The sequence below is a fragment of the Sphingobium sp. UBA5915 genome (assembly GCF_002431195.1).
Classification (GTDB): domain Bacteria; phylum Pseudomonadota; class Alphaproteobacteria; order Sphingomonadales; family Sphingomonadaceae; genus Sphingobium; species Sphingobium soli.
On the sequence record NZ_DJDV01000091.1, the window covers coordinates 1 to 13,236 of the forward strand.

Annotated in this window: 8 protein-coding genes; all 8 read left to right on the top strand. The window is 58.3% G+C overall.

Annotated features, from left to right (window positions below):
- Positions 1–61: 61 nt before the first annotated feature.
- On the top strand, positions 62–826 hold the full coding sequence (locus tag B2V90_RS16140) for an IS6-like element IS6100 family transposase (RefSeq protein WP_001389365.1): 765 nt from the start codon (positions 62–64) through the stop codon (positions 824–826).
- A gap of 659 nt (positions 827–1,485) precedes the next feature.
- Positions 1,486–3,843, top strand: coding sequence for a TonB-dependent receptor (locus tag B2V90_RS16145; RefSeq protein WP_293922292.1), 2,358 nt, complete (start codon positions 1,486–1,488; stop codon positions 3,841–3,843).
- A 153-nt stretch (positions 3,844–3,996) separates the two neighbouring features.
- Positions 3,997–5,238 carry an alpha-hydroxy acid oxidase gene (locus tag B2V90_RS16150; protein WP_293922295.1) on the top strand — a complete coding sequence of 414 codons (1,242 nt, stop codon included), beginning with the start codon at positions 3,997–3,999 and terminating at the stop codon, positions 5,236–5,238.
- A complete protein-coding gene (locus B2V90_RS16155; RefSeq protein ID WP_293922297.1) occupies positions 5,228–7,294 on the top strand; it encodes a hydantoinase/oxoprolinase family protein in 2,067 nt (688 codons plus the stop codon). The genes B2V90_RS16150 and B2V90_RS16155 overlap by 11 nt, the downstream gene beginning before the upstream one ends.
- A 67-nt stretch (positions 7,295–7,361) precedes the next feature.
- Positions 7,362–9,128, top strand: coding sequence for a hydantoinase B/oxoprolinase family protein (locus B2V90_RS16160; RefSeq protein ID WP_293922299.1), 1,767 nt, complete (start codon positions 7,362–7,364; stop codon positions 9,126–9,128).
- Complete coding sequence (locus tag B2V90_RS16165) at positions 9,121–10,500, top strand: aspartate aminotransferase family protein (protein ID WP_293922302.1); 1,380 nt, start codon at positions 9,121–9,123, stop codon at positions 10,498–10,500. The genes B2V90_RS16160 and B2V90_RS16165 overlap by 8 nt, the downstream gene beginning before the upstream one ends.
- A gap of 10 nt (positions 10,501–10,510) precedes the next feature.
- A complete protein-coding gene (locus B2V90_RS16170) occupies positions 10,511–11,608 on the top strand; it encodes an Ldh family oxidoreductase (protein ID WP_293922308.1) in 1,098 nt (365 codons plus the stop codon).
- Positions 11,601–13,043 (top strand): aldehyde dehydrogenase family protein, encoded by a 1,443-nt coding sequence (locus tag B2V90_RS16175; protein WP_293922305.1) that lies wholly within the window; start codon positions 11,601–11,603, stop codon positions 13,041–13,043. Before B2V90_RS16170 ends, B2V90_RS16175 begins: the two co-directional genes overlap by 8 nt.
- The last annotated feature ends 193 nt before the right edge of the window (positions 13,044–13,236 follow it).

The window sequence follows — 13,236 nt, forward strand, 5'->3', positions numbered from 1 at the left end:
GGCTCTGTTGCAAAAATCGTGAAGCTTGAGCATGCTTGGCGGAGATTGGACGGACGGAACGATGACGGATTTCAAGTGGCGCCATTTCCAGGGTGATGTGATCCTGTGGGCGGTGCGCTGGTATTGTCGCTATCCGATCAGCTATCGCGACCTTGAGGAAATGCTGGCGGAACGCGGCATTTCGGTCGACCATACGACGATCTATCGCTGGGTCCAGTGCTACGCCCCGGAGATGGAGAAGCGGCTGCGCTGGTTCTGGCGGCGTGGCTTTGATCCGAGCTGGCGCCTGGATGAAACCTACGTCAAGGTGCGGGGCAAGTGGACCTACCTGTACCGGGCAGTCGACAAGCGGGGCGACACGATCGATTTCTACCTGTCGCCGACCCGCAGCGCCAAGGCAGCGAAGCGGTTCCTGGGCAAGGCCCTGCGAGGCCTGAAGCACTGGGAAAAGCCTGCCACGCTCAATACCGACAAAGCGCCGAGCTATGGTGCAGCGATCACCGAATTGAAGCGCGAAGGAAAGCTGGACCGGGAGACGGCCCACCGGCAGGTGAAGTATCTCAATAACGTGATCGAGGCCGATCACGGAAAGCTCAAGATACTGATCAAGCCGGTGCGCGGTTTCAAATCGATCCCCACGGCCTATGCCACGATCAAGGGATTCGAAGTCATGCGAGCCCTGCGCAAAGGACAGGCTCGCCCCTGGTGCCTGCAGCCCGGCATCAGGGGCGAGGTGCGCCTTGTGGAGAGAGCTTTTGGCATTGGGCCCTCGGCGCTGACGGAGGCCATGGGCATGCTCAACCACCATTTCGCAGCAGCCGCCTGATCGGCGCAGAGCGACAGCCTACCTCTGACTGCCGCCAATCTTTGCAACAGAGCCCTACCGAATATCAGCCCCTTCGTCAGATGGGTCGTCACTTGATCCGACAACATCCGATAATCGATTATATGCTTTGCACCATGAAGGTCGTTGGCCACTGATGGCAGTCTGTCCTCCAACGAAGACTCAAACATCCGGCTTCCTCTCTAGCTATCGCGCGCCACGATAAATGCGCCCAACGGCACATCATCGTTTCGAAACGCCGCCCTTGCTCTACCGACCTGCCTAATGACAGAGCAACCGTCGAAAGGCGAGGCATCTGTCTCCTGTGGACACATGCCTAAATTGTACAGCTTCTTGGGTCAAGGTCGGGTGTCGGCCGATTCGTCCAGGGTGTGTCAAACGGGCAAAGAGCGTGCAGACGCGCGAATAAGAAGCGATAAATCAATAGTATAGTCGAGATGTGAGCCGCACTTGACAAAAAATCATGATCTGTCCAATCTGTCTTCTGTCCACAGAGTGCTTCTTGCGGTGTAAGGCGGATTTTCCTCCCCATCTCGCCAAGCGTCGTGGCCGGGTGGGTTTGAAGAGCTGATGACGCTATGAGGGAGGGAAGAGTGTCGATGAGAATTGTGAAGTTGGTGTCAGTCCTAACGACGGTGTCTATGCCAGCACTCGCGGCGGCTCAAACCGCGCCTCCCGCGACCACCGACAATGCCGGCGTTGAGGATATCGTGGTCACCGCGCAGCGCCGGTCGCAAAGCATGCAGAATGTCGGAATTTCAATCACAAGCGTGACCGGGTCCCAGCTGCGCGAATTTCACCTGACGGACAGCGTCGATATCGCCAAGATCGCGCCCAACGTCTCGGTTTCGACCAGTAACGGTGGCCAATCGACGCAATTCACGATGCGCGGGATCACGCAAAGCGACTATAACGATCACGTCGAATCGGCCATCGCTGCCTATGTCGACGACACTTATATCCCGATGCAGCAGGGCCAGACATTTGGTCTTTTCGACCTTGACCGCATCGAAATGCTTAAGGGTCCGCAGGGAACCTTGTTTGGACGCAACGCGACCGGCGGCGTCGTCAACTATATCACAAAAAAACCGACCGACGAATTGGATGGCTTTGTCGATCTGACGTATGGCTCGTACAACAATGTCCGGCTGGAAGGAGCCGTTGGCGGCACATTGGTCAGTGGTGTTCGCGGGAGACTTTCAGGCTTTTTCGAGCGGTATGATGGCTACCTCAAGAACGGCTATCCCGACCAGACCTATGTTCCGAGTTCACTGGCAGCGGGGCTGGGAACGAACTCGCTGAAAGGCGCTGGCGCCGACCTTGGCGGCGTGCGCGGTAATTGGGCGGTTCGCGGTCAGCTTGACATCGACCTCGGGCCCAAGACCACGCTGTGGCTGTCCGCTGCCTATAACCGATCGCTCGCATCGACCACACCGTATCAAAACAAGGCAACTGTCGCAGTCTACAATAGCGCCGGGCAGATCATCAACACGATCGATGCGACGAAAACGGTCACCTGTCAGGCCATTCAAAACGGAAGCTGCATCAACGCCGGATATTCGCCCTATCCCGGCACGACCCGCCCCGTGGCGGGAGGTGATTTCTACGGATACGTCGACCCCGACGGGAATGGACCGCTTACCAGCAGCGACTATGCATTCAGCAGCCCGAATTCGTATTACACCTACGGGTTTAGTGCCAAGCTGACGTCCGACCTAGGATTTGCAACGCTGACGGCCATCAGCGACTTCAAGCATTTCTACAAGCATATCGATCTCGATTTGGAGGGCGGTCCTGAAAATCAGTATTTTTATCGCAACCTGTCACGCGAAGATGGCTTCTCCCAAGAATTGCGATTGAATGGAAAGTCCGGCCCGCTGACCTGGGTGGCGGGTGCTTATTACCTCTACGTTCTCAACCATACGGTATCCGGCCTCGGAGCACTTCCCAATAGCGCGACATCAACCGATGGCTTCGATCAGCCGCGCTTCGTGAAACTGCGGACCAACTCCTATTCAGGTTTTGGCCAAGTCGAATATGCCATCGAAAAAAACCTGTCGGTGATTGGCGGCGTACGCGTGTCCCGCGAACTCAAGGATTACGACTTCCGAGTCGACTTCGTCACACCGACGGCAGGTGGGGACCCGTTCAACTGGAACTATGCGCCGACAATTTCGGGACCCGGCTTGTCGCAGGGCCTTTATACTGGTCGGTTGGCAAATACCTTATGGTCGTGGAAGGGACAGCTGAACTGGCGTCCTGGCGGCTCAGTCTTGTTATATGCTGGCGTCACGCAAGGCGTGAAAGCCGGCAGTTTCAATGCGGGTGGCCCGCCGCTCGATGTGAGCAAAATACCCTATAAGCCGGAGCGACTTGTTTCGTACGAGGCGGGCATCAAGTCGACATTTCTTGACCGACGTCTGCGGTTCAACGCCGCGGCATTCTATTACGACTATCATGACTATCAGGCGGCGCAGTGGCTCGGTGCCTCGACGTTGATCGTCAACGTGCCCGCGACCATTTACGGCGGCGAGGCCGAGATTGCCGCCAAACCGACGCCAAACCTCGAACTCTCGTTCAACGCAGGTTACCAAACCAGCAAAGTAAAGAATGTGCCGATGCAGGACGGCACGCTCAAGACGCGCGAGACGACGTTCGCCCCAAAATGGACGCTGTCGGCCTCGGCCCGCTATACGTTGCCGACGACGGTTGCTGGCGGCAAGACGGCCTTCCAGATTGACGGCAACTACCAATCTTCTGTCTGGCAAAACCTCAACAATTTCGATGCCAATAAGATGCCGGGCTGGGCGATCATGAATCTGCGTCTGGACTGGACGTCGCCCGATACGCGTTGGCAGGCATCGATTTTCGCACGCAACGTCTTCAATAAATACTATCAGATCGGCGGGTTCGACCTGTCCGTCATCTGCGGGTGCAATGAAGTTGCAGTAGGAAAGCCTCGGTGGATTGGCGCACAATTACGCTATTCGATCAAATAGCGATTGGGTGAGGCGTTCATGAAGCTGTGTTTCTTCAATTTCCATCGGTCTGCGGCAGTACGTCATGACGCTGTGTATCGTTACTCGCACCAGGGCTAGTTCATGCTTCAAATTCCTCCTGAGATACGGCTGCGAGGCAGCGAAGCGCGACCGATGGATACGATCTCCGGCAAACTCCGTCCGTTTCTGGCGCTCGCTGACTTCGAAAAAACCGCTCGGCGTAAGCTGCCCAGACAGATTTATGGATATTATGCTGGCGGCAGCGAAACAGAGAAAGGGATGAAGAGCAACTTTGACAGCTTTGACGATTATGGCCTCGTTCCCCGAGCCCTCGTCGACGTTACGTCGCGCTCGAGCAAAACCACGCTGTTCGGACGAGACTATGCAATGCCCGTCGGTATCGCGCCCATGGGATTGTCAGGTCTAGCCGCTTTTGAAGGGGATTTGCTGCTCGCCCGCGCAGCTGCGGTGGAAGGCGTGCTGATGGTTCCCAGCGCAACGTCGATCATGCCGCTCGAACGGATCTGTGGCGAGGGTCGCGCCCACTGGTTTCAATGTTACCTTCCAGGCGAGGCAGAGCGGATTGCAGCGATGCTGGATCGGGTCGAGCGAGCGGGCTGCGATACTGTCGTGCTGACCGTCGACGTGGCGGTACCCGCCAATCGCGAAAATAATGTTCGCACAGGGTTCAGCATGCCGCTGCGACCCAGCGCCAACCTGCTATTTCAAGGATTGTCGCATCCGCGATGGTCGATCGGGACCTTTTTAAGGACGCTTGCCGCTGGGATGCCGCACTTCGAGAATATGGATGCCTTTCGAGGCCCGCCGATATTGTCGAAAAACGTCGTGCGGCGGATTGGCCGCCGCGACGCGTTATCCTGGGATCATGTCAAAATGATGCGCCGGTACTGGCGCGGCAATCTTGTCATCAAGGGCCTGCTGCATCCCGACGACGTTGCCGTGGCCGCCAAACTGGGCATCGACGCGGCGTGGATCTCCAATCATGGCGGGCGGCAGCTTGATACCGCGGTGGCGCCCATGCGCATGCTTCCTCGGATACGAGATTGCGCCGGTGCCATGAAGATTTTCATCGATGGCGGAATCCGCCGGGGAACGGATGCGCTTAAGGCGCTCGCTCTGGGTGCAGATTTCGCGTTCATCGGACGGCCGTTCCTGTTCGCCCTCGCTGCGGCGGGGGAGGGGGGCGCCCGTCATGCCATTCAGCTCATCAAGAGTGAGATCGACAGAGACATGGCACTAATGGGCGTTACCTCGCTCGCCGGTCTTAACGAAGACTGCCTTTCGCGAACATGTCCAGTTGACAGGAGGCTTTCACCTTTTGCTCGATGGTCAATAAAGTCTCAAGATACTTGGAGCGCCGCAGATGAAGTATAAGATTTCCGTCGACACTGGAGGAACATTTACGGACGTCGTCGTCCAGAACGAACTGGGCCAGGTTTTTATTGGAAAATCTTTGACAACCCCCGATCGCATCTTCGAGGGCATGTTAGGGGCGCTCAGCGCCGCTGCGGACGAAATGCGCATCCCGGTGGGTGAATTGCTCACGGAATCCGGTCTGCTCATTTATGGAACGACGCGATCGACCAACGCCATTATCCAAGGCAAGACGGCGAAAACAGCGTTCATTACGACTGCGGGATTTCCCGACATTCTCGTGACTCGCGAAGGCGGGAAGTTTGGGACGCATGACTTTTCTTTCGATTTTCCGAAGCCTTACATTCCGCGGCGCTACACCTATGAAATTGACGAACGCGTGTCGTCCGAAGGGGAGATCGTCACCCCACTGAACGAAGCGCAAGCGCGCAGCGTCGCGCGGCAACTGGTCAGCGAGGGTTTCGAGGCTGCGGCGATCTGCCTGCTTTGGTCAATTGCCAATCCCGCCAACGAGAAGCGGATGGGCGAGATCCTGGCCGAGGAGGCGCCAGGAATTGCTTTCTCCTTGTCGCATGTACTCGTTCCGATCATCCGCGAATATCGTCGTGCCTCGACGACTGCCATCGACGCCTCGATCAAGCCATTGATGCAGGGTCATTTGCGCGAGATGCAAGCAGATCTGCGGGCTGCGGGCTTCCGAGGCAACATCTTCGTTAGCACGTCGGCCGGTGGTTGCACCCATGTCGATGAAATTGTCGAGAAGCCCGTGCATACTGTCAAATCCGGACCCGCCATGGCGCCAGTTGCCGGACGCGCCTTTTCCGATATGGAGGCGCTCGGCGGTGATGTGATCGTCTGCGACACCGGCGGTACGACGTTCGACGTGGGCCTCGTGCGTGAAGGCAAGCTGAAATATAGCCGTGAGACGTGGTTGGGCGGCCAGTGGATGGGTCATCTGACCGCAATGCCTTCGGTCGATGTCCGATCGGTCGGCGCGGGTGGCGGTTCGATCGCGTGGCTCGACGACGGCGGATTGTTGCGCGTGGGGCCGATCTCGGCCGGTTCCGTGCCAGGTCCCGTCTGCTACGGCCGAGGCGGCGACAAGCCGACGGTCACAGATGCTGCCGTTGTCCTGGGATATATCGACCCAGCCTATTTTCTGGGCGGACGCATGAAGCTCGATATTGCCGCCGCCCGCGCCGCGATTGGTGAGCTTTCGGCGCGGCTCGAAATGAGCGTGGAGCAGGCTGCGGAGGCGATCATGAAGATTGCTAACGAGCATATGATTAACGCGATTCAAGACATTACGGTCGCGGAAGGTTTTAACCCCGCCGAGGCAGTCTTGGTCGCAGGTGGCGGTGCGGGCGGGCTTAACATCGTTCCAATCGCCCGCGAGCTTGGCGTCAAAACGGTACTGGTTCCCCGCACAGCAGGCGCACTGTCGGCGTCCGGCATGCAATTCTCGGATATCGTTTTCGAAGAATCGGCAAACCGGGTCACGACCTCGGATCGGTTCGATCGCGACCGCGTGAATGAAGCACTGCAAGATATCGACGCTCGGCTGACTCAGGCCGCGAGCGGGCTCGCTCTCGCCAGTGAGGCACCAAGCAGTCGAGAATACACCGTCGAAGCCCGTTATTTCACTCAAGTTTGGGAACTTGATGCGCCGCTGGCGACAAGCATGTTCACTTCACAGGGCGATGTCGACGATTTGGTCGAGTCCTTTCATCGCGCGCACGAGCGTGTGTTTGCGGTCCGCGATGAGACCGGCAAGGTTGAATGCCTCAATTGGCGGGGCCGATTGACCATTGGGCTTGGTACAAAATCTATCGCGCCAGATGGCGAAAGGCCGCAGGCCAGCGCTATCGCCGCGACCCGTCCCTCGTTTTTCGACAACGATTCCGTGGATGTGCCCATCTACAAGGGCACCAGCCTCGCTGTGAACAGCAAGATCCAAGGTCCGGCGATTATCGAAGAGCCGACGACGACCATCGTGATTTACCCCGGGTCGACCGCCTGGCTGACGCCATCTCACAATTATCTGATTTCGCTCTGACTTTTATCGCGAAGGCATAGTCATGAACAGCAATACCAGCAAATCCGAGCCCGACACGATCGATCCGATGCTCCTGTCGGTCATGTCGAACCGAGTCGATGGCATCGTGCGCGAAATGACCAGCACGCTCCTGCGCGCCTCGCGTTCTGCCGTGATCGCGAGCGCACGCGATATGTCCTGCGCCATCGTTACTGGTGACAATGAACTGCTGGCGTCCGCGGAAAGTCTACCCGTCCATATTTTCGGGTCGCACTTGCAGACGATTTCGATGCAGCAGCTGCATCCCGATTTGGCCGAAGGCGATGCGTTTCTCCACAACGACCCATATATGGGGAATACGCATCCGGCCGATCACACAATTCTCATCCCGGTCTTCTTCGACGGCGAGCACATGTTCACTGTGTGCTCCAAGGCGCATCAAGCGGATACCGGCAACGCGACGCCGACAACATACGCTCCCTATGCCAAGGACGTTTACGAAGAAGGTGGGCTCATCTTCCCGTGCGTACGCGTGCAGCGCAATTTTACGATGGTCGAAGACATTGTGCGGATGTGCCGTCGCCGCATTCGTGTCCCGGACCAATGGTATGGCGACTTCCTTGCTGCAATCGGCTCATGCCGAGTCGGCGAGCGCCGGCTGATCGAATTCTGCAAAAAATACGGCAAGGACAAGGTCAAGACGTTCATCAAGCAGTGGCTCGATTATTCCGAGCGTCGCGCCACGCAAGCCATCAAACAGCTCCCACGGGCGACAATCAAGCACACTGGCGCGCATGATCCGATCCCCGGTCTTCCCCAGGGTATTCCGATCAATTGCACGATCGATATCGACCCCGATGAAGGGCAAATCGTTATCGATCTGCGGGACAACATCGATTGCGTACCGAACGGCTTCAATGTCTGTGAGGCCTGTTCGATCAACAATTCGATCGCCGGCGTCATGAACTGTCTTGACCCCGACATTCCGCGCTCGGGCGGCATCTTCCGCCGCGTGAAGGTGCTGTTACGCGATGGCGGCGTGATTGGACGCACAACCTTTCCGTTTTCGGCATCAATCGCGACGACCAATGTCGGCGACCGCTTGGTCAATCTGACGCAGTCAGCCATGGCGCAACTTGGTGACGGTTATGGCCTCGCCGAAGGCGGTGTCGGGATGGGCGCGGGTTGGGCTGTCGTCTCCGGCAAGGACTTCAGGCACAACGGCGAACCCTATATCAATCAGATTTTCGTTGGCGGAAATGGCGGCCCGGCCAGTCCGACGTCTGATGGATGGTTGACCTACGGCATCCCCGTGGCAGCGGGTTTGATCTATCGCGATTCAATCGAACTGCTGGAGGTCAAGCATCCGCTTCACATGAAGTCGATGCGCATTCAGCCGGGGACCAGTGCACCCGGCAAGTTCCGTGGCGCGCCGGGGGCCGAACTCATTTACGGGCCCAAGAAAGACACCATGACCGTAGCGATACCCTGCGATGGTCAGGAATTTCCGCCCAAGGGTGTGAATGGCGGCCATGACAGTCCCGGCGCGCGCACCTTCAAAGTCAATCTTGATGGATCCGAAGAGCGGCTTCCCGGCGTAACGCAAATCGATCTCGTGCCGGGAGAATGGCTGCGCGGTATCGACAATTCGGGTGGGGGATATGGTCATCCCTTTGACCGTGATCCCGATCGGGTGCTATACGACGTTGCCGAGAAATGGGAGACGATCGAGCGCGCACGCGACATCTACGGCGTTGATGTGCGCGAGGACAAGTCTTCACAGCTAGGATTTGCCATCGATTACCCCGCCACCACCGCACGGCGGGCGGCGTTGATGGGCCACGCCCATGATTGACGCGCCCAACTCGGCCAGTGCCCGAGACATCTCGTATCACCTTCACCCCTCGACCAATGCCAGGCGCCATGAGGCGATCGGTCCGACCATCATCGACCGAGGTGATGGCATCTACGTCTACGACGATCAGGGACAGGAATATATCGAAGGGCTGGCGGGCTTGTGGAGCGTTGCCGTCGGTTTCAGCGAAGATCGATTGCGCGAGGCGGCTTACCGCCAGATGCATAAACTGCCTTACTACCACCTATTCGGGCACAAGTCGCACGAACCTGCGATTGAGCTCGCCGAGCGGCTGGTACGAATGGCCCCCGGTAACATGTCAAAGGCGTTCTTCACCAACTCGGGTGGGGAAGCCAATGACACAGCGCTCAAATTGGTTCGCTACTACAACAATGCGCGCGGTCGCCCCGAGAAGAAGAAGATAATCTCGCGCAACCGAGCCTATCACGGTGTCACGATCGGGGCCGGCAGCCTGACCGGGATTCCGATCTTCCATCGAGATTTCGATCTTCCCATCCCCGGCGTTCTCCATGTCGGATCGCCGCATTTTTATCGGGAGGCGCAAGCCGGCGAGACCGAAGCACAGTTCGTTGACCGGCTGGCATGCGACCTCGAAGACACGATCCTGCGTGAAGGACCCGAGACGATCGCGGCATTCATCGGTGAACCCGTCATGGGCGCCGGTGGCGTCATTTTGCCGCCCGACGGCTATTGGCAACGTGTGCAGGAGATTTGCCGTCGGCACGACATACTTTTGTGGATCGACGAAGTCATTTGCGGTTTCGGGCGTACCGGGAAGACCTTTGGCTGCGATACCTATGACATCATTCCCGATATCGTCGTGCTCTCAAAGCAAATCACATCAAGCTACATGCCGCTGGGCGCTACGCTGATTTCCGATGAAATCTATCAGGGAGTCGCCGACAATTCGGCCAAGATAGGCGCGCTCGGCCACGGCATTACCGGCGGAGGCCATCCGGTTGCCGTCGCGGTGGCCGTCGAAAATCTGAATATCCTTGAATCGGACAAGCTGATGGAGCGCGTGCCCGCTCTTTCCGAGCATTTTCTCCGTCGTCTTCACGGATTCTCGGATCATCCTTTTGTGGGCGAAACGCGAGGCGTCGGGCTGATCGGCGCAATTGAATTATCACCCAATCCCGCGTCTCGCGCACCATTCGATCCGCCAGGCAAATGCGGCGCGTATCTCATGGATGCCATGCAAGCCAATGGCCTTATCACGCGAGCGATTGGCGATGCTGCAGTGTTTTGTCCACCCTTGATCATCACGTCTGCTCAGATCGACGATCTGTTCGATCGCTTCGCACACGCACTCGACCAGACCGTCGACTGGTATCGCCGGCAGGAAAACTGACATGGAAGCGATGGAAAGCGTGCGGGTCGAAAAGGTCGCGCTGGAAGCGTTCTGCACGTCGATCCTTGCCGCCCATGGCGCATCGGAGGCAGCTTCCGTTGCTTGTGCAAGGGCAACCACAGATGCTTCGCTGCGCGGGGTAGACACGCACGGTGTGCGCCTCATTCCCTCCTATGTCGCTTGGGTGAAGGGCGGACGCCTCGACACGGACGCCGATACGCATTTTCGCAAGGTTGCGCCGTCAATGGGTATTCTCGACGGCGGGGGCGGCTTCGGTCATATCGCCAGTTACCGTGCCGTGGATGAAGCTGTCAGCCTCGCTAGGGAAACGGGCATCGGTGCCGTCGCGGTTCATGGCAGTGCCCATCATGGTGCCACTGGAACCTATGCGCTTTATGGGGCAAGCCAGGGCTGCGTTACTTTTGGCTTCACGCATTCGGCGCCAGGCGTCGTTGCGCATGGCGGGCGCCATGCATTCCATGGCACGAACCCCATTGCGTTCGCGATGCCGCTAGCCGGCGAAGAGCCAATGCTCCTCGATATGGCTACGAGCTCGATACCGCTTAATCGCATCTATCTACGACGCGATACCGGGACCGCCCTCCCAGAAGATGTTGCTGTCGATCGCGACGGCGCGATGACAACCGATGCGCATGCTGCTCAATCGCTGCTGCCCCTGGGCGGCGTGCATTATGGCTATAAAGGCGCTGGCCTGGCGATGATGGTGGAGTTGTTGTGTACGGTGTTTACCGGCAGCGCCGCTGCGGTGACGCTGCCGGCGTTCGCCGATGTGAGTAGAGGACGGCCAAGCCCGATCGGTCACTTTTTTCTGGCGATCGATGGCGCGCGCTTTCGCGGCTCGGCCGCGTTTTCGGATGCTGGCGCAGCGGCCGTGGCTCGGCTTCGCGCGTGCGTTGCGCTGGTCGGCCTGGATGTCATGGCACCCGGCGATCCCGAAAAACGCGAGAAGGCCGTTCGCCTGGTGCAAGGAGTCCCCGTCGATCGCGCGACTTGGGACCGGTTGTCGATACTGGCGAGAGACAAGGGCATTGGCATGCCGACACTGTTCCAGCAACAGCCGCACGTCCCGGAGAATGCCGATGACTAGTCATGGCAATTTTATCGACGGCGCGTGGACACCAGCGACGCACGGCGTTCCGAACATCAACCCTTCTGATCTCGATGACGTCATCGGCGAGTTTGCCGCCGCGCAGCCGGCGGAGGTCGATGCCGCCATCGGTGCTGCCCGACGCGCATTCCCCGCATGGTCAGCGAGCGGACCATTAAAGCGTGAGGCGATTTTGCGGCGTACCGCTGCGGAGCTGCGCTCGCGACAAGAAGAGCTTGGCACCTTGCTGGCGCGTGAAGAAGGCAAGACAAGTGCTGAGGGTATTCTCGAAGCGGCCCGTGCCGCGAGCATATTCGATTTTTTTGCCGGCGAATGTCTGCGACTGGCCGGCGAGACCTTGCCGTCACAACGTTCCGGGGTCGAAATCGCGATCGAACGCGAACCTCTGGGTGTCGTGGCGATAATCACGCCTTGGAACTTTCCCCTAGCCATCCCTGCATGGAAGATCGCGCCGGCGCTTTGCTATGGCAACACCGTTATTTTCAAGCCGGCTGAGCTTGTTCCCGCCTGCGCAGTGGCATTGGTCGACATTCTTGCTCGCGCAGGACTACCCGACGGCGTTCTCAACCTGATCATGGGCTCGGGGCAGGTTGTCGGCCAATCCATTCTCGATGATCCGCGGTTGGACGCCGTCAGTTTTACCGGTTCGACAGAAATCGGTCGCAAGATAGCGGTGACCTGCGCGCAACAATTGCGCAGGGTGCAGCTCGAAATGGGCGGCAAAAATCCGCTCATTGTCCTCGACGACGCTGATCTCGACCACGCCGTTGAGCTGGCGCTGAATGGGGCTTTTTTTTCTACGGGTCAGCGCTGCACGGCGTCATCGCGCCTCATCGTGACCGATGGCATTCACGACCAGTTCGTCGATGCCCTCAAAAGCCGAATGGCAAAGCTGGTGGTCGGACATGCCCTGGCCCCTACTACGGAGATCGGACCCGTCGCCAGTGCGGCCCAGCTCGCGCGAAACGGCGACTATATCGATTTGGGTACCCGCGAAGGTGCACTCCTTGCCTTTGGCGGACGTCGGCTTGAATGTGAAACCAAGGGCTACTTCTTTGAACCGGCGTTATTCACGCACGTCAGCAACGATATGCGCATCGCGAGAGAAGAGATATTCGGTCCGATCGCGGCCGTCATCAGAGCAAAAGACTATGACGACGCGCTGATGCTGTCGAACGATACAGCCTTTGGCCTCGCCGCCGGCATTTGTACCCGAAGCCTAAAGCATGCGGCTCATTTTCGGCGCCATGCGAACGCCGGCATGGTCATGGTGAATTTGCCCACCGCCGCCACTGAATATCATGCCCCGTTCGGCGGCAAGCGTGCGTCGAGCTTGGGTCCGCGTGAGCAAGGCCGATACGCGGCCGAATTCTACACCAGCCTCAAGACGTCCTATTGTTTCGCTGACATTTGACCACTGCACCCCTCATGCGCTCCCCGATGACCGGTATCATGCGGTCAACCGGCGTGCTTACGATACCTCACAGTTCAACCAAGACCGGCCTCAAGGAGTCTTTATGTCTTACCGTGATCGCCGCGCTCCCGCCGGATGTGTCGATGTCGGATGCAGCAAAGCATGCCCTTGCGGGCTCTGTTGCAAAAATCGT